Origin of the sequence: Halobaculum sp. MBLA0147 (assembly GCF_041361345.1) — an archaeon.
In the GTDB taxonomy this organism is placed as follows: Archaea; Halobacteriota; Halobacteria; order Halobacteriales; family Haloferacaceae; genus JAHENP01.
In genome coordinates, this window is the sequence record NZ_JBGKAD010000001.1 from 1708324 (window position 1) to 1727259 (window position 18936).

An 18936-nucleotide genomic window follows, 5' to 3' on the forward strand; every position below is an offset into this window, starting at 1 on the left:
TGTCTAAATCAAGTAGGTTTGTAGCAGTGCAGAGAGTGTGGCGTCGGACGGCGGTGTACTCGCTGCTGTTGGCCGCCGCGTTGGTCGTGGCCGTCACCGTGAGCGCCGGGATCGGACCGGTGTCAATCCCCGCTCGCGAGGTGGTCGCGGTGTTGTTGAACGCGGTCGTCGTCCCGGTCGGGGTCGAGACGGTCGGCGGCGGCAGTGGCGGTCTCCTAGTGGTCCCGGAGGTGCGCGTGCGGCTCCACCACCCGTTCTCGTTCGTCGTCCCGGAGACGCACGCCGTCATCGTCCGGAGCGTCCGCCTCCCGCGGATCCTGCTGGCGGCACTCGTCGGCGTCGCGCTGTCGGCGGCCGGCACCGTCATGCAGGGGTTCTTCCGGAACCCGATGGCGGACCCCTCCGTCGTCGGCGTCTCCTCCGGGGCGGCGGTCGGGGCGGTGACGGCCATCGTCCTCCCGTTCGCGGTGCCGTTCGGCCTCGGGCTCCAGGGGGCGGCGTTCCTCGGTGGACTCGTCGCCGGGTTCGCGGTGTACCTGATCGCGACGCGGGACGGGCGGACGCCGACGGCGACGCTGTTGCTCGTCGGCATCGCCGTCCAGACGCTGGCGAGTGCGGTGGTCTCGTTCGTGATCCTCTTCTCGGGCGACTCGATGCGGCGGGTCGTCTACTGGCTGATGGGCCACCTCCAGAACGCCTCCTGGGACGAGGTGGTAGTCGCGGCGGCGGTGATCCCCCCGCTCGTCGTCGTCTTGGGGGCGTACACTCGCGACCTGAACGCGATGTTGCTCGGCGAGGCGGACGCCGGCGCGCTGGGTGTCCGGGTCGAACACTCCAAGCGGGCGCTGTTGGCGGTGTCGTCGGTGTTGACCGGCGCGGCGGTCGCCGTCTCAGGTGTGATCGGCTTCGTCGGGCTGATCGTCCCCCACGGCGTCCGCCTCCTCGTCGGGCCGGACCACCGCGTGCTCCTCCCGACGAGCGCGCTGGCCGGCGGCACGTTCCTCGTCGCGGCCGACACGCTCGCTCGTTCCGGGGCGGTGGAACTCCCCGTCGGGATCGTCACCGCCGCCGCAGGTGCGCCGTTCTTCCTGTACCTCCTGCGGACCAGGGAGGTGTACGACCTGTGAGTCGGTCGGACGGGGTTGCGACCGACCCCGAGACGGATCACGAGTCGGACGACACAACGTCGCCGGTCGTCGCCGCGGCGGACGTCCACGTCGAGTTGGGCGGCGAGGCCGTGTTGACGGGCGTCTCGCTGTCGGTCGCACGTGGCGAGTTGGTCGGTCTCGTCGGACCGAACGGCGCGGGGAAAACGACTCTGCTCCGGGTGCTCAACGGGACACTGACGCCGGATCGCGGCACCGTCCGGGTGGACGGCGTCCCGCTCGCGGATCGGAGTCGTCGTGCGGTCGCCCGACGAGTCGCGACGGTGCCACAGGAGACGCGGCTCTCCTTCGAGTTCTCCGTCGCGGACGTCGTGGAGATGGGCCGGACGCCGTACGTCTCCCGGTTCGGGCGGACGACGGCCGACGACCGCGCGGCGGTCGAGCGGGCGATGGAGCGGGCCGCCGTCGCCGAGTTCGCGGACCGTTCCGTGACGAGTCTCTCCGGGGGCGAGCGCCAGCGCGTCCTCCTGGCACGGGCGCTGGCGCAGTCGACGCCCGCGCTCCTGTTGGACGAGCCGACGGCGAACCTCGACATCAACCACCAGGTGCGGACGTTCGAACTCGTCCGCGACGCCGTCGACGGCGGTCCGGAGCGTGACGACACCGGCCCGGAGCGCGACGACACCGGCTCGGAGCGTGACGACACTGGTCCGGAGCGCGACGACACCGGCTCGAAGCGTGACGACACCGGGCGGAAGGGTGTACTCGCGGCGATCCACGACCTCGACCTCGCCGCGCGGTACTGCGACCGGCTCGTGTTGCTGGCCGACGGCGCGGTCCAGGCCGCCGGCACGCCGGAGACGGTGCTGGCGAGTGACGCGCTCCAGACGGCCTTCGGCGTCCCGACGGAACTCAGCCACGACCCGACCACCGGCTCGCCACGCGTGACCGCCGTCACCGAGGACGAGTCGGACCCGAGTGGAACCGGCGAGACCCGACCGGAGACCGACGACGACTGATCGGAGGCCGACGACTCCCGGCGAGGCACCTCGTTCCCAGAGTCGGGACCCCACCCGTCAGTCGTCGACCACGTCGAGGTCCGTCACCTCGAAGCGGGCGCCGCCGGCCGCACTCTCGGCGACGGAGATCGACCAGTCGTGGGCGTCGACGACGCCGGCGACGATCGACAGCCCGAGTCCCGTCCCGGACTCGGAGGTGGTGTAACTCGGCTCGAAGACGGCCTCGCGGTCCTCGGGGGGAATTCCCGGCCCGTCGTCGGCGACGAAGAAGCCGACCGGCTCCCCCTCGGCGTCCGTGACGGTGCCGACGTGGACCGTCGTCTCCCCGTCGCCGTGCTCGACGGCGTTGCGGAACAGGTTCTCGAAGAGGTGGCGGAGCCGCCCGCGGTCACACTCCACGCGGAGGCCGTCGACCGCCGACTCCAGCGTCGCGTCGGGGCCGTCGATCACGCCCCAGCAGGCGTCGACGAGCGAGGCGAGAGTGACCGACTCCGTCTCCGTGACGGTGCGGCCGGTGCGGGCCAGCGAGAGCGCGTCCTCGACGATGGTGTCCATCCGTTCGATCGCCTCGGCGGCGGTGTCGAGACTCTCCGTCTCGCCCGACCGCTCGCGGCGTGCCATGTCGACGCGGCCGGCTGCGACGTTCAGCGGACTCCGGAGGTCGTGGGAGATGACGGAGATCAGCTGTTCGAGTTGGTCGTTCTGCCGCTCCAACTGGTGGCGGCGCTCGGCGGCCTCGCGTTGGCGTCGCTGGCGTTCGGTCACGTCGGCGTACACCGCGAACCCGTCGACGGGGTCGGCCTCCGCCAGCGGGATGTTGCGGAACCGGAACACGCGGAGCCCGGATGCGGCCTGCCGTTCGAGCGTGGCGTCGACGCGCTCGCCCGCGCGGACCTGCTCGTCGACGGCGTCCGCCTCCGTCTGCCGGTCGGGCGGGACGATCAACTCGTCGACCTCGCTGTCGACGGCCCGCTCGCGGTCGTAGCCGAACACCTCGACGAAGGCGTCGTTGGCCGCCCGGATCACCGCCGCGCCACGCGTCTCGTCGAACTCGTAGGCGAACGTCGGCTCCGGGAACTCCTCGAACACCGCCGTGAGCGGGTTGCCGGGGCCGGAGAACTGCCCCGGGTCCGTCCGCCGCTCGGACACCGCCGTCGCGATCCGGTCCGCGAGGTCCGTCGCGTCCGTCCCCGTCCTGTCGACGCGGACGTACTCCGTCACGTCCATCGACACCGCACGCGCCGCGACCGCCTCCGAGCCGTCGGCCGCGACGAGGACGAAGGGGAGATCCGGGTGTTCCGCACGGACGGACGCGAGCAGCGAGAGCCCGTCGAGATCACTCAGCGTGTAGCTCGCGACGACACAGTCGATCTCCGCGTCGCCGACGGTCTCCAGAGCGACGTACGGGTCTCGTTCGAACGTCCGTTCGAACCGGTCGCGAGCGGCGACGAGCCGGCCGGTCAGCTCCGCGGCCGCACCCGACCAGCCGCTCACGCACAACAGGCTGATGGCGTCGTCTCGTTCGTCGACCGCACCGTGTGCCATTCGAATCGGGTCACGGATTCCGTGTGGAAAAATCCCGGCACTCGCTCCGCACCACGCGGCGGGGATTCAACGGGATCGGAGCGGTAGTCTCCGGTGACAGATCCGACACGCGCCGTTCGACACGTCGTCGGCAGATCCGACACGCCCTTGCCCGCCGGCCGCCGAGTGAGGTGTGTGACAGAGGATCGGGCCGAGCAGACGACGGAGGCCGACGCCGAGAGAGGTGGCGAGTCGGCGGCAGCCGACGACGACACGGCGACGGACAGCGACACGTTCACCGCCCCGTGTGTCCGCGTCGCACGCGAGGAGGGGGAGGCGACCCGCGAGCGGCTCGCCGACGCGGGGCTGTTGGACGGGGACCGCCAGATCGAGGTGGTCGACGGGGAGATCTACGTCCCGGTCACCGACGCCGCGGCCGTCCCGTCGTCGGACGACGTGGTCGACCGCGCGACCGGCGAGCGAGACCGCCAGACGACACCCGCGGACGTGCTCGGCTGGGACCCCACCTACGAGCGACTCGGCGACGTGGTCGTGATCGACGAGGACGATCCCGAGCGCGCCCGGACCGTCGCCGACGCGATCACGACCTCGGACGTGCCCTGCGAGACCGTGTTGAACCGCGCCTCGAAGGTCAACGGGGAGTACCGCGTCCGCGAGTGGGAGGTGCTCGCCGGCACGGAGACGGAGACGGTCCACCGCGAGTACGGCCACGCGTTCCGCCTCGACCCGACCGAGGTGTACTTCTCGCCGCGACTGGCGACGGAACGCCACCGCGTGATCGAGCAGGTGACCGACGGCGAGCGCGCACTCGACATGTTCGCGGGTGTCGGCCCGTTCGCGGTGCCGATGGCGACCCGCGGTGCCGAGGTGGTCGCCGTCGACGCGAACCCCGCCGCCGTCCCGTACCTCGAGACCAACGCCGAGCGCAACGGCGTCGCGGACCGCGTGACGGCGATCCAGGCGGACGTACGCGACGTGGCCGACGGCCTCCCGGAGGACCCGCGGCCGGCGGTGCGGGCGGGCTACTGCGACTGGGCGGACCGACTGGTGGCGAACCTCCCACACTCCGCCGACGAGTTCCTCGACACCGCGGTGGCGCTGGCGGGCGACGACTGTGTACTCCACTACTACGACATCCAACACGAGGACGACCCGTTCGGCCCGGGCGAACGGGCGATTCGCGAGGCGGTCGCCGCGAGCGAGGCCGACTACACCGTCTCCGTCGAGACGGAACACGTCGTCCGCTCGTACGCGCCACACGAACTGAACGTCTGTCTCGACGTGCGACTGCGGCGGTGAGCGAGCCTTCCCCACGTGCGACTCCAGGAGAGTCAGCTACCCACCCCTGAAGCGGTGGGCTTCCGCCTCGCTCCGCTGTGAGCCGCCGGCTCGTGACGGCGACAGTCGTCCCAGCGCGTGGCGGTGGGGTGACACAGTGTGTCACAGCGCGTGGACGTGGCGACGGGCGTCCGCGCGGGTGACCCCGGTAACCGTCTGGAGAACACCGGTATACTCTTGATACGTCGGTGCGTGTTTTACTACCGATACCGGATCGTCACCGGTAGCGATCCGTGACACGACCATGATGCTAGCGAACGTACTCGACACGGCGGCGCGAGGTACCGTTCCACTACAGACGCAGGCGGACACAGTCGACGCGATCAGGGAGAGCCTCCTGCTCAGTTCGTCGCTGTGGGTGAACGTCGCACTCGCGGGGCTCTCGATCCTCCTGTTCGTCTACATGGGTCGCGACCTGACGGAGTCGCGGGCGAAACTGATCTGGGTGGCGGCGCTGCTCGTCCCGCTGGTGTCCATCTCGTCGTACGCCAGTCTGGTGTCGGGGCTCACCGTCGGCTTCCTGGAGATGCCGGCGGGCCACCCGCTCGCGGGACAGGGTGAGATCCTCTCGCCGTGGGGCCGGTACCTGACGTGGACGTTCTCCACGCCGGCCATCCTCGCCGCGCTCGGGCTCGTCGCCGGGACGGACTTCACGAAGCTGTTCACCGCGATCACGATGGACGTGGGGATGTGTGTGACCGGGCTCGCCGCGGCGCTGATCACGAGTTCCCTGCTCGTCCGCTGGGTGTTCTTCGGGATCAGCACCGCGTTCTTCCTCGTGGTGGTGTACGTGATCCTGGTGGAGTGGTCCGACGACGCGGCGCGTGCCGGCACCAGCGAGATCTTCGACGGGCTCCGGAACCTCACCGTCGTCCTGTGGTTCGGCTACCCGATCCTGTGGGCACTCGGCTCCGAGGGGCTCGCGGTGTTGGGCGTCGGGCTCACCTCGTGGGGCTACTCCGGGCTGGACATCCTCGCGAAGTACCTGTTCGCGTTCCTCCTGTTGCGGTGGGTCGCGAACAACGAGTCCGTCGTCGCCTCCAACCCGTCGCTGCTGGGTGACGAGTGACGACGGCGAGACGGGTCGGAGTCGACGGGTGACGCGCGAGACTCGTGGGAGCGGTCCCACGAGCCGACACCCGCGCCGGGCAAAGGTTTACGGCGAACAGTTCCGTGCACACGGACGATGCCAATACGACCAGTAGACCGAGACGCGCTGGCGGACGCGTGTCGGTCGGTCGCACAAGACGAGTTCGGCTTCGTCTACGTCGACCGCGACCGCGAGCGGATCGAGAGCGAGTACGAGTCGAGCGACAAGAGTCTCGTCCACGCGGACTCGCTGTCGAAGTCCGACATCGAGGAGACGCTCTCGACGGTCGCGAGCGAGGAGACCAGTTCGATCGAACGGATCAGGAACGGTGTCTTCTACGTCGATCCGTTCGGTCGCGGGATCGACATGGGCGTCGCCGAGGAACTGCAGGAACTGTTCCGCAACCAGATCGTCGTCACGACGGAGGACCTCCGCCAGCACTTCGACCTCGCGTTGGACGACGCGGAGTTCTTCGCCGAGGAACTCCGGTCGGGCCAACGCGGGTTGGTGATGCGGATCGTCGCCGGGAACCGGAGCTACTACACGGTGGGCCCGAAGCTGAAGGACCACGTCGCCGGGGGCGGCGAGGACTTGGAGGACAAACTCGTCCACGAGAGTCTCGACGGGAAGATCTCCCACGGAGAACTGGAGGACGCGATCTCCGTCTCCGCGGTGTCGGACGTGATCGGCTACCTCCAGACGGAGGGGTACGTCGTCGACCTCGACGGGGAGTACCTCGTCCCGGCGGCCATCGAGGAGTACACCCGGTGGCTGGCCGGCGAGATCGCCGACGACGTGGTCGACGCCTTCCAGAGCGCGGGGTACGTGATGCCGGTCTCCGAGTACGACTCGCTGTTGACCGAGGAGATCGAGCGTCGCTCGAACGTGTTGTCGGCGGTCCGGTCGAGTCGCGGCGACCTCTCGGAGCGGGACGTGTTGCGTGGGGTCCGCGAGCGGTTCGACGGGACGGACAACCCCGAGATCGAACGCGACGACACGCGCGGACTGGCCGTCCACGTCGACCCGGCCGACGAGACCGTCGAGTCACACGCCGACGAGGTCGTCCGCCCGGTGTTGAACGAGACGACCGCACAGACGCCGTCGAGTCTCCTCGACTCCGTCCGGCCGGAGATCGAGGACCTGCGGCTCGCGAGCACGACGGCGGCCAACGAGTACCTGCGCGAGCGGATCACGGAGCGCGCCGACGAACTGATCAGAGACGACTTCGCGAGTGAGGCATCATGAGAGAGTTCAGCGAGTTCACCGAGGAGGACGGTATCGTCACCGCGATCCCACAGAGCGCGAACAACGAGGCGGTCAGGTTCGACGCCAGCATCGTCGAGCGCCGCGACGAGGAGGAGATCGGCAACTGGGAGGAGTTGGTCTCGGAGTTGATGGACTACGACCTCGGCGAGGCGTTGGAGATCGACGAAGACGGGCAGGCGGTGATCGACCGCGACCAGGCGGTCGGCGCGTTGCTCGACGCCGACGAGTCCGAGATCGACGCCTCCACGGAGTGGCAGGCGACGGCCGTGTTGGAGTTCCTCGACAGAGAGAACGTCGTCGAGGTCGACGACGCCGGGCAGGTGACGGTGTTGAAGCCGCTCGACCAGATCGCCGAGAGCGACTACCCGCGGATGTACAACAACTGGGCGGCGATGTTCGACACCTGCATCGACCGGATCGACTACGCCCACGACCGCGTCGAGGAGGCCAAAGAGCGGTTCGAGAACCGCGAACGCGAGACGGAGAAGCGCGGCGGGAACGTCGACCCGGTCCAGCGACAACGGGAACTCGAACAGAAGATGCAGAACCTCGTCGGGAGTCGGTCGCCGTCCGAGTTGTCCGGCGAGGACCGCGAGCGGTTCAAACAGCTCCGCGAGCAGTACCACTTCTACGAGAACTTGGAGGAGACGAAGAACACGGAGATCGGCGAGGCGGGCAACCGCGCCGAGGAACTCGGGACGGTGATGGAGAAGTTCGAGGCGATGCGGGGTGTGATGGTCGAGAAGCGCGAGTCGTTCCGCGAACTCGCGCTCGGCGAGGCGATCTTCCCCGAAGATCTCGTCGAGTTGTCCGAACAGTACGCCGGACTGCTCTCGTCGATCAGCGGGGTGATGGAGCCCGAAGAGAAGATGGAGGAGGAGTCCGACGACGAGTTCTTCGAGAACCTGGGCACCGACGACGAACTCGACGAGGTGACCGAGCAGGCCGAGTCGATCGCCGACCAACCACTCACACAACAGTCGTAGCGTATGGAGACCGACTCGCTGTTGAGCGACCTGGCGGCCGTCGACCGCGCCCTCGCGGAGCTGCTGGACGGGGGGCGGCCGGCGGCGAGCGGACCGTGGGAGACCGCACACACGGTGTGTGAGCGGCTCGTCGCGCTCACGGAGACGCTCGCGGCCGTCGATCACGTCCCGTCGTTGCCCGAGACGCCGCCCGCGGCCGCCGACGAGCGAGTCGCGAACGCGCTCGACGCGCGGCTGGACGAGCGGCTGGACGACGGACTCCGTACCGACGGTGGCCCGGGCGCCGGCGACGACCCCGGGAGCGTCTCGCCGGACGAGACCGAGACGACCGCTCCGGACGAGACTGCGGTGGTCGAGGCGGAGCGACTCGCGCCGGACGGGGACGGACACGCCGTGCCGTTGGGGAAGACGTGGCCGCGGGCGGCGAACTGGTACGTCCTGTACCCGTGGTTGGCCGAGCGACTCCGGGCGCTCGAACGGGACTGTCGCCGGTGTCGACAGCGACTCGACGCGACGGACGCCGGCCGTGTCACCGAGGCGTTCGCCGACCTGTCGCGGATGTTGACGGAGTTGGCGTCGGTCCTCGACAGACTCCCGGCCGTCGCGTTGTGGCTCGACCCGCCGGACGCGCTGGCGGCGGCGGAGTTCGAGGAGATCGAATCGTTCCTGCAACGCGTCCTGGCGGCGGGAGCCGAGGGGAGTCACGCGTGGCAGTGAGCCGACCGACGCCCGACGCCGTGCCGACGCCGTCGCGGACGGGTGTGACACGCGGTACCGCCACTCGACCGGGTGGTCGTGACCCGGAGCGGCGTCGAGAGAACCAGGAGACACAGAGATGAGCCGAGTGAGCTTCGAACCGATCGTAACGAGCGACCAGCCGACCTCACACGTCACCGTCGCGAAGAAGCGACTCCCGCCGGGGGTGGACACGGACATGGCCCACGTCGAGCACAAGGGCTTCACCGTGACGTTCGCGGTCGACGCGGAGAAGGACCTGTTCAGCGGGAGCGACAGCAGCGACATCTGGATCAACGAGCGAGCCGCGGCGCTGTTCCCGGAGATCGACCGCGACGACCCCTTCTACGTGGAGGCCGACGCCTCTCCGCTGGAGGTGCCGACGGCCGACACGGTGACGATCAACCCGATGGGTGTCGACCCCGAGCAACTGGCGGCGATCCTCAAGGACCGTGGAGCCCTGCTCCACCCGATCGAGGAGACGTACGACTACGGGAAGGGGACCGTCGACTTCGTCGTCGCCGACGTGGAGCCGGACCGCGTGACCGTCCGGGTCGACGACGACACCACCTTCGAGTTCGACACCGACGCCACCGAACCCGCCGCGCCGGACGCGACGAGCGCCGACACGGCGCCCGGTCCGGGTGGTAGTGGTCCGGGAGGCGGTGCCGGCGGCGGTGGTGGTGGCGGCCGCGGCGGTGCAGACGAGGAGGAGGACGCCTCGATCAACGTCCAGCCGACGGAGCCACAGAAGACGTTCGAGGAGGACGTGGCCGGCCTCGAGGAGGTCAAGCGGACGGCCCAGATGATGCTGTCGTTGTTCGACCGGTCGGTGAGCGAGACCGTCGTCGACGAGTACGGGGAGTCGTTCGCGGACCGGAGCGGCGGGATGATGCTGTACGGTCCGCCCGGGTGTGGGAAGACGCTGATCTCGGAGGCGATCGCCTACGAGGCCAAACACAACACGGACATCGAGGCGGAGTACGGCGACGTGGTGTTCCTCGAGGTGCGGGGGAGCGACGTGGTGTCGAAGTATGCCGGCGAGTCGGAGAAGAACGTCGAGGCCGCCTTCGACCAGGCCCACGAACTCGCGAGCGGCGGGTTCGCGGTGTTGTTCTTCGACGAGGTGGAGACGCTGATCCCGGACCGGTCGGACGACAACCTCCAGCGCCACGAGCGGGCGCTGACGAACGCCTTCCTCCAGCAGATGAACGACGTGGAGGACAACCTGCTCGTGATCGGCGCGACCAACATGCCGTTCTCCATCGACCCGGCGGCCACCCGGCGGTTCCCGATCCAGCAGTTCATCCCACAGCCCGGGCCGGAGGTGATGGCGGAGGTGTGGGAGACCTCGCTGGGGAAGATCGCCGAGCGCGACGACGTGGACTGTACGCGACTCGGCGAGGAGTCCGTCGGCTACACCCCGGCGGAGATCGCCGACCGCGTGTTGGGGAGTGACCTCCAGCGGGAACTCGTCGAGAGCGTCGCCCTAGACGACCGCGAGCCGATCCAACCGGACACGGAGTACCTGCTGGAGAAACTCTCGGAGACGGATCCGAAGACCGTCAGACAGTACGTCTCCAGCGTGACCAAACAGGCCCAGGAGTTGGAGGGGTTCCCGCAGATGAAGACGTACGTGGAAGACCAGGCACGGAAGTTCGGGATGCTCCCCGGCGCACCCGGCGGGACGGGCGAGGAGGGGGACGGTGGCGGGTGACCGGCCGGTCCTCGCGCAGGTCGACTCCTTCGAGCAGGCGGCGCCCGCGGCGGCCGCCGCCGGGACGGACACCGTCGCCGTGGCCGGCCGCGACGGCGACGTGGTGCTCGTCGACGGCGAGGGACACTTCACGCTCCAGCGTGCCGACGCGGTCGCGGACGTGGCGGTCGGCGGGCAGGTGTACACGCTCGCGGACGGGGCGGTGACTGCGTTCGGGACGAACGGGACGCGACTGTGGACGGCGGCGGAGATCGACGAGCCGGTCGGCCTCGCCGCGGACCCCGTCGGTGGGACCGTCCTCGTCCGGACGGCAGACGAGGCGTTCGTCCGGGTGCGTGGCGACAGCGGGACGACCGTCGGACGCGACCCGGTTCCGGGTGCGGAGTTGCCACGGGACCCACACGTCGCCGTCTACGACGGACTCCGGGCGGTCGGGCGGTGGAGTTCGTTGTTCGTCACGGACGAGGACGGGGAGGCGTGGGGCGAGGGGGCAGTGAGTCTCGACGGTGCGGTCGCGGACGTGGGGATCGTCGACGAGACGGTCGTCGTGGCGCTGCGAGACGGTTCGGTGGCGGGGTACGCCGACGGGGAGTGTCGCTGGGAGCGCGACGGGGACGTCGACTGGATCGCGGACGCCGGCGACGGCCACCTGTGGGTCCGCGACGGCGAGCGAGTGGTGGCGATCGCACCCGACGGTGGCGGCGAGACGGTCGAGTCCGTCCCACACACGGGGAGTCACGTCGTCTCCGTCGACGGGACGGTCGCCTGTCGCGTCGCAGACGGGACGGCGACGGTGTCGCACGCCGTCGAGGATCCGGCCGAGGAACTGCGCCTCTCGGTGCCCGACGCGCCGGTTCCGGAGACGGCCGACACGGTGTCGGTGGTCGTCGAGAACGGGGGCGACGCGACCGTCGACCGGACCGTCGCGGTGACCGGGACGGGCGTGACCGTCGGTGCGGAGCCGTTCTCGTTGGCGTTGGAGCCGGGCGCACGACAGCGGGTGACCGTCGGCGTCGCCGAGGTGGCCGACGACACCGTCTCGCTGGGACTCGTCGTCGACGACGAGCGCGTCGCCGAGACGACGGTCGAGACGGTCGACCCCGACCGCACGCCGACGGTGACCGGAACCGCCGTCGCACTCGTCGACGGACAGGTTCGGGTCGAGGTTCGCCTCCGCAACGAGACGGAGACGCCCGTCGAGGCGTGGCAGGTCGGCGGCGTCGACGGCGGCGCGGTCCAGCCGGGTGGCGAGCGGAGCGTCGAGGCGACGTTCGCGCCGCCCGTCACCGACCCGACCGTGGCACTGGCGCCGTTCCCGGACACGAGACTCGATCTCGACGTGCCGGCGCGACCGGTGTCGCTCGCGCTCGAGACGGACGGCGACGGCTACCTCACGGTCCGTGCGACGGCGACGGTCGACTGTCCCGTCCGGACGGAACTGGTCGTCGGGGGTGTCCCGACGCCGGACGACACCGTCGCACGCGAGGTGGAGATTCCAGCCGACGGCACCGTCGTGTGGACGCTACCGTCCGTCGCCGCCGGCCGACGCCGGGTGACCGTCGAGAGCGACACCGCGACCCAGCAGACGACGTGTGATCCGGGAGTCGTCGACGCGGTGGCACGTGCCACCGGCGGCGAGCGCGCCGAGCGATCCGGCCGCGGTGGGCGAGGTGCGTCGTCACACGGCGGCGAGCGTGGTGGACGGGCCGGCCACGACGAGCGGAGAGACGGCCACCCCGGCGACGAGCGTGGCGGGGGAGCCGCGGGTGGCGGGCGGTCTGCGACCGGCGGCGGTCGGACGGAGCCGGGCGGCGGCCGAGCGGACTCGGACCCTCGGCGAACCGGCGCCGACACCACTCGGACGGAGGCCGGTGCCGGTCGGACGGAGCCCCGTCGAGATCGAGCGGGGACGGGCGGTGGACGGTCGGAGCGGTCGGCAGACCGGCACGCCGACCCACCGGCAGACCGACACGCCGACCCACCGGCAGACCGACACGCCGACCCACCGGCAGATCGACACGGCGGCGACACACCCGCACACGGCGGGAGTCGAGGGGGAGCGGGCTCACCCGGTCGTCGTGACTCACGCGCGGGTGAGACAGAGTCGCGGAGAACCGAGACGGAACCGCGAGCGGGCGAGGCGGCCGGAGCCGATCCGGCGGGGGCCGATCGGAGCGACCACGACCCACCGGAGGAGGCGGATCGGTCCGGTGGGATCGTGATCGACGCCGGGGACGACGAGCCGGACGCACCGCCGGCGAGGACGCCGACGGTTCCCGAGCCGGTGATCGACAGGACCGTGTCGGCGTCGGAACCGTCGGCCGGTCACCGGTTCCGCGAGCGACTCGCCGTCGGGTTGGCCGAGGACCCGGCGGACCCGGTCGACATCGCGGTGACAGCCGACGAGGGCGAGCGGACGGGACGGGTGACACGCGAGACCGACACGTCGGTGCCGATCTTGGATCGCGGTGTCGTCGCGTTCGCCGACGGGGCGTTGCCGTCGGCGGTCGCCGAGACGGACGGCGGCGAGGCGGTCGCGTCGGACCACCCGGTGTCGGTCGCGACACCACCCGTGACCCCGTACGTCTGGCTCGACGGCGACGGCCGACTCTGTGTGGCGGTCCGCCCGGACGCGGAGACCGGCGGTCGGCTGACCGGCGTGACGCTGCCGGACGCGACGGTCACGTTCGACGCCGGGTTCACCCCCGGCGAGGTCGTCCGCGAGACGACGACGGTCCCCGACCCGCCGACGGAGCCGGTGCCGGCGACCGTCACCTGCGAGGTCGACGGCGAGCGCCGCGAACTCGAGACGCTGTCGTTGGGCGTGCGGCCGGACCGCGGAGAGACGACACCCGTCGACGTGACGGCGGCCGCCAGCGTCGGGCGGTACCTCTACGTCACGCTGGACAACGAGGGTGACAGCCCCGTCGAAGACGTCGGCTTCGAGGTCGCGAGCGACGGCACGGTCGTCGGTCGCGAGGAACTCGGCCGTGTCGAGCCCGGCGACGACTACGAGGTACCCGTCTCGGTCGACGGCTTCGATCCCGCGGACGACACGGTGGTCGTCCACGTCGTCGACACCGAGAGCGACGAGCGACTGGCGGCGTTCGAGTTGACCGACCCGACGGTCGACGACGACGAGACCGTGTTCACGCCGCGACGGCGCGAGCGCGTGCTCCCGACCGTCCCCGATCTGGTGTTCGAGTCGCTCTAGACGACCGACGACCCGCGTCGCCGGGGACGCCACTCGGATCTCCGTTCTCGAAGAACTCCGTCCGGGTCCCGAGACTCGGTCGCCGGCGTTCGGCCGAACGACGAACCGAACGGTGGCGACCCCGTCGGACGGGACGGACCGGGTACACGGAGGCGTCGAGTCGCGGCGGCGGAGTGTCGACACCGGGACCGGGGGGCGAGGCGAGTGAGAACTCAGGCCTCGGCGGGTTCGAGGAGGAAGTCCCCGAGCGTCGCCTCGCGGGTGTCCTCGTAGTAGCTGATCACCCGTCTCCCGAGCCCGACGACGACGGCGAGCGTGACGAGTCCGTACACGCCGGCAGAGCCGTACAGCCCGTACCGGAGCAGCTGTGCCCGACCGGCCACCGTCCCGCGTCTGTCGGCGACGGTGTCGGCCTCGCTCGCGGCACCGGCCGTTCGGTAGTCGGACACCGCCGTCGCGTACAGTCCGTCGATCCGTTCGAGGCGGTCGGTCACCGCGGTGAACCGGGTCGGGTTCAACACCAGCGGCTGTCCCGCGACGACGACCGTCGCGTTGTCTCGGACGGACTGCCAGGCCGCCTCGGCCGCCGCGCGGTCGCGCGAGGCGTTCGTCACGAGTCCGAGGTACCGTTCGGTCGCCGTCTGCGAGGCCGACCGGTTGCGTGCGGCGGCGCGTTCGGCCCCGTCGATGGCGTCGAGCCGCGCCAGCGCCCGGCGGGCGTTCGCACGCCGGTCGAACGGACTCGACTCGTCGAGCCGTCCGACGTAGTGGGAACGCTGGTCGGCGACGACCGTCGCCAGCGTCTCGTTGGCCACCCGTGTCGTGCGCTCGAGTGGCTCCCCGACCGACGACGAGAGGTCACTCGCCGCGCGGACGAGTTGGTTGCGAGCGACCGCCGCACGGACGACGAACCGCTGAGCGGTCGCGTAGTCGCCGTCGGCCTGCGCCGCCTGTGCCCGCTCGACGGCGTCGACGTACAGCAGCGTCGCGCGTGCGACCGACAGCGTCGTCGGGAGTGCGTCGCTGCTCACCGACTCGTTGTTCCGCAGTCGCCCCTCCAACTCGTCGAGCGTCGTCGTCACTCCGCCGGCCAGCGGCTCGCGCCACGCACCCTCGTCGGCAGCCGCCGAGAGGTTCTCGCGGAGACTGTCGAACGAGAACGGGCGTGCGCGAGCCGTGACGGTGACCGTCCGGCTCTCCACGCGGTCGCCGGAGATCCGGTACGCCCACTCGTACTCGCGGTACGGCTGGGCACTCGTGTCGAACTGGAGCGTGAACACGGCGGGTTCCGACTCGCCCGCCGTGACGGGGCTGTCCGGCCGACTCGTCAGCGTCAGGTACCGGTCGGGACCGGAGACGCGCTCGATGGAGAAGCCGGTGAGGTCCTCGTAGCCGAGTCGTTCCCCGACGTCGAGCGTCCGGGTCCGCTCGTCGGTGATCGTCACCTCGCCGTACGACACCGTCGTCGTCTCCACGGCGAGCTCGCGCCGGTGGTCGACCGTGACCGGACGAGTGATCGTCTCCGTGCCACCCTCCGCCGTCCGGACGGTGACCGTGAGCGTGTACTCACCCTCGGCCGTCTCCGGCGGCGCGACGACCTCGACCGTCGCCGAACCGTTCGACAGCCCCTCGACCGTCGCCGGCACGTCCGTCACCGTCGCGTCCACCGTGGCGGTCCCACTGACACTCGCGGACACGTCCCGAACGTCCATCTCCAAGTCGCCGGCGTTGGCGAACGACACCGTCCGCGTCTGCGTGTAGTCGTCCGTCGGTCGTGGTCTGTCGAACTCGAAGGTCGTCTGTCCGGTCCGCACGTCGGTCAACTCCGGTGGGTAGATCACTCGGGCCGTGACCGGAACTGTCCGGCGCTGGGCGTTCTGATCCTCCGGTTCGACCGACAGTTCCCACTCGAGTCGCTCGTGTTGTGGTGCGTCACCGGCCACCGCCACCGTGAACGGCGCCTCCGAACGACCGCCGGGAGCGACGCGGAGCGTTCTGAGCGGCTCGACACGTAGCGACCCGTTGGCGGTGAGCGGACGGACGGTCGCGGAGAGGTCGTCGATCCGCGACGCACCGCCGAGTTCGCGGACCCCGACGGTGACCGACTGCTCGCTCCCGACCAACACGTTCCCCAGGTCGACCGGTGTCTCGTCGAAGCCGACGATCGGCGGCCGCACGACGGTCACCTCGGCGGTGAACGGGCGCGTGTTCCCGAGTGAGTCCGTGATCGTCCCGTCTACGTCGTACGTCCCCTCGTCGACGCTGTCGGCCACGGCCAGTTCGACTGCGGTCCGTCCGGACGAGCCGGGTTCGATCACACCCCGCTCGACCCCGGTGTCCTCGACGGAGAACCCATCCGGGAGTCCGTCGACCGACACCGACGCCAGTCGCATGTTCCCGTTCCCGGTGTTGGGTTGTCTCGGACCGACCGCCACCGTCAACGAAGAGTCGTCCGGACTGTCGAACACGACTCGCTCACTCGGGCGTGTCGGGTCACCCAACTCCGGGAACAACACGTCGACGTCGACCTCCGTCGAGAACTGGCGCGACTCCCCGAGCGAGTTCGTGAGCGTCCCCGAGACGGTGATCGAGCGCGTCGAGGTCGTCCGGTCTACGGAGAGGTCGTACCCGACCTGTCCGGTCGTCCCAGCCTCGATTCTGTCGGGGACATCGGTTGGCGCTGCCGTGACGCCGTCCGGCGTGGTGAAGGACACGTCCTCCAAGAAGAGGTCGCCGTCACCACCGTTCGTCACTGCCAGCGACACACCAGCCGTCTCCGAGTCACCCTCGCCGACACGGTCGATCTCGACCGTCGTGTCCCCGTCGACGGCGGTGATCTCCGGCCGGAGTTCGTCGACCGTCACGGTCACCGGGAACGTCTGCGTGTTGCCGAGGCTGTCCTCGACGGTCGCCTGGAAGTCGTAGCTCCCCTCCGAGACGTCCGGACCGACGGACACGCGCAGTTCGACCGAACCGGCCCTGCCAGGGGCGATCTCCCCGGCACCCCCGAGCGGGTCACCGGCCGGCTCGATCCCGTCCGGGAGTCCGGAGAAGGAGGCGTCCGACACCACCATCGTCCCGTCGCCGTCGTTCTCGACCGTCGCGGTGACGGTCGCCGTCTCGTCACTGTCCCGGCCGGCGGCGAGTTCCACCGTCGTGTCCGGCGACGGCGCGGAACCGAACGAGGGCTCGAGGATGTCGACGTCTCCCTCCAACCGCTCGGAGTGAACGACGCCGCCGGCCTCGTCGGTGATCTCCACGTCCGCGTCGTACGTCTGCTCGCCCGCGTCGTCCGTCGCCGTCACCTCGTAGGTCACGCGGTACTCGGTGCCGGACGTGACGGACCACTCGCGACTCGTCCCGTCGTCGCTCCCGTCGGTCGCCTCCCAGCTGTCGAACGCGAACGTCACTGCGCCGCCGTCGCGAGTGATCTCGTCGGGCGCGGAGACGGTCGCGTCGCTGTCGGCGGTGAAGGTGAACGCCAGTGTCTCGGTCGACTCGTCTTCGACGGCGGTGTCGACCGCCACCGTCGTCCGTTCGAGCGCCGTCACCGTCCCGGCTGCCCCCGTGACGAGCAGGAGACAGACCCCGAGGACGACCGCGATCCGTGCCGCGGTGTGCCGGGTCACTTCTCCACCTCCAGTGGCTCGCGGGGCAGAATCGACCCCACGTTCGCGGCTGCCACGTCGGCGTCCCACGCAGTCAGTCGGTAGACGACCAGCGCCGCGACGAGACCGAGCGCCAGCGCGTACCCGAAGAGGAGCCCGGCGGCCGCGAGCGTCGCCGACCGCAACGCCGTCCGTGCCCACGCGAGCTGTTCCTCGGCACGAGTGACGCGTCCCGAGAGGCCGTGTTCCGCCGCCAGCCGACGAGCGCGAGTCGCGTCGGCGACCGCACGTCTGGCCGCGACGTACTGGGAGAACGTCCCGACTCCGAAGCTCTCGGCGACCGTGACGGCGCCGTCACACCGGCCGTCACACGACGCACGGAACGACGCGACCGCCGCCAACGACGCGTTCAGGCTGCGGTTGTCTCTGCGGTACTCCGCCGCGATCCGTTCGAGGTTCGTCGAGGTACTCGACAGTCGTCCGGTCGCGTTCCCGTCGCGGTACGCCTGCACCGCCCCCTCGAACAGCTGGATCTTCTCGGGTGTCCGCGTGGTGTTGCGGGCTCTGGCGCGCAGGCTGTCGCCCTGTCGTTCGTAGAACCGTTCGAGTGCGAGTCGTGCCAACGTGGCGTACTCCGTCGCACCGGCGTCGCGTAGCGCGGTCACCGCGTCGCCGGTCTCGTCTGCGAGCCGGAGACTCCGCCGCCGGTCGCCCGCCTGCGCGGCCTCGTAGGCCGACACGAACGACCGCATCGTCGCGAGCGTGTACCGCATCTGACGCCGCTCGCGGTCGCCGAACGTGCCGACCTGGAGTGCCGCGACGGCACGGCTCCGCAACACGTCGAGTTCGGCGTACTCCGACAGCGCCGGCTCGCCCGACAGCGAGCGGAACGCGTCGAGGTAGCCGTCGGCCGTCTCCGGCGTCGACTCGTTGTCGGCCACCGCGGCCGGGTGGGTGTCGACGGCCCTCGTCGCACCGTCGCCCGCCCTCGTTACGGCGTCGGCAACCGTCGTCACACCGTCCGTGGTCGGCGTCACCCGGTCCGTGGTCGGCGCGGCGAGTCGAGCACTCGCCGGGACGGCGACGGCCGAGACGGCGAGTGCCGCCACCACCACCGCGAGCAGTGCCCGCCGAGTCGTCGCCCGCCGACCCGAGCCGGGCGCCGCTCGCCGATCCGAGCCGGGCGCCGCTCGCCGACCCGAGCCGGGCGCCGTACGCCCGTCGCTGCCGACCGCAGTACCCCCGTCGTCGTCGGTCGTGCCCCGATTCGCCCCGTCGGTCGTCCGTGGTGTGGTCCCCGTGCGCATCGTGT

Annotated in this window: 12 protein-coding genes; 9 read left to right on the forward strand and 3 right to left on the reverse strand. The window is 70.5% G+C overall.

Annotated elements, in window-relative coordinates:
• The first annotated feature begins 26 nt into the window (after positions 1 to 26).
• Positions 27 to 1127 (forward strand): vitamin B12 ABC transporter permease BtuC, encoded by a 1101-nt coding sequence (gene btuC, locus RYH80_RS08155; RefSeq protein ID WP_370903358.1) that lies wholly within the window; start codon positions 27 to 29, stop codon positions 1125 to 1127.
• On the forward strand, positions 1124 to 2125 hold the full coding sequence (locus RYH80_RS08160; RefSeq protein WP_370903359.1) for an ABC transporter ATP-binding protein: 1002 nt from the start codon (positions 1124 to 1126) through the stop codon (positions 2123 to 2125). The genes btuC and RYH80_RS08160 overlap by 4 nt, the downstream gene beginning before the upstream one ends.
• Positions 2126 to 2182: 57 nt before the next feature.
• Here the strand turns inward: RYH80_RS08160 and RYH80_RS08165 are convergent, their stop codons facing one another.
• Complete coding sequence (locus RYH80_RS08165; RefSeq protein ID WP_370903360.1) at positions 2183 to 3670, reverse strand: hybrid sensor histidine kinase/response regulator; 1488 nt, start codon at positions 3668 to 3670, stop codon at positions 2183 to 2185.
• A gap of 174 nt (positions 3671 to 3844) precedes the next feature.
• Here RYH80_RS08165 and RYH80_RS08170 point away from each other — a divergent pair, with 174 nt between their 5' ends.
• The 7 genes from RYH80_RS08170 (at position 3845) to RYH80_RS08200 (ending at position 14016) form a co-directional block, all read left to right on the forward strand.
• Positions 3845 to 4969, forward strand: coding sequence for a class I SAM-dependent methyltransferase (locus RYH80_RS08170; protein ID WP_370903361.1), 1125 nt, complete (start codon positions 3845 to 3847; stop codon positions 4967 to 4969).
• A 286-nt stretch (positions 4970 to 5255) separates the two neighbouring features.
• A complete protein-coding gene (locus tag RYH80_RS08175; RefSeq protein WP_370904689.1) occupies positions 5256 to 6077 on the forward strand; it encodes a bacteriorhodopsin in 822 nt (273 codons plus the stop codon).
• 117 nt (positions 6078 to 6194) lie between these two features.
• Entirely contained in the window at positions 6195 to 7343 is a 1149-nt protein-coding gene (locus RYH80_RS08180) for a hypothetical protein (protein ID WP_370903362.1), read from the forward strand.
• A complete protein-coding gene (locus RYH80_RS08185; protein WP_370903363.1) occupies positions 7340 to 8350 on the forward strand; it encodes a hypothetical protein in 1011 nt (336 codons plus the stop codon). The genes RYH80_RS08180 and RYH80_RS08185 overlap by 4 nt, the downstream gene beginning before the upstream one ends.
• A 3-nt stretch (positions 8351 to 8353) precedes the next feature.
• A complete protein-coding gene (locus RYH80_RS08190; RefSeq protein WP_370903364.1) occupies positions 8354 to 9067 on the forward strand; it encodes a hypothetical protein in 714 nt (237 codons plus the stop codon).
• Positions 9068 to 9185: 118 nt separating this feature from the next.
• Complete coding sequence (locus tag RYH80_RS08195) at positions 9186 to 10802, forward strand: ATP-binding protein (RefSeq protein WP_370903365.1); 1617 nt, start codon at positions 9186 to 9188, stop codon at positions 10800 to 10802.
• Positions 10792 to 14016, forward strand: coding sequence for a hypothetical protein (locus RYH80_RS08200; RefSeq protein ID WP_370903366.1), 3225 nt, complete (start codon positions 10792 to 10794; stop codon positions 14014 to 14016). The genes RYH80_RS08195 and RYH80_RS08200 overlap by 11 nt, the downstream gene beginning before the upstream one ends.
• Before the next feature lie 212 nt (positions 14017 to 14228).
• Here the strand turns inward: RYH80_RS08200 and RYH80_RS08205 are convergent, their stop codons facing one another.
• Positions 14229 to 17645, reverse strand: coding sequence for a COG1361 family protein (locus RYH80_RS08205; RefSeq protein WP_370903367.1), 3417 nt, complete (start codon positions 17643 to 17645; stop codon positions 14229 to 14231).
• Positions 17642 to 18931: a hypothetical protein gene (locus tag RYH80_RS08210; RefSeq protein WP_370903368.1), complete on the reverse strand. Its 1290-nt coding sequence runs from the start codon at positions 18929 to 18931 to the stop codon at positions 17642 to 17644. The genes RYH80_RS08205 and RYH80_RS08210 overlap by 4 nt, the downstream gene beginning before the upstream one ends.
• Between the last annotated feature and the right edge of the window lie 5 nt (positions 18932 to 18936).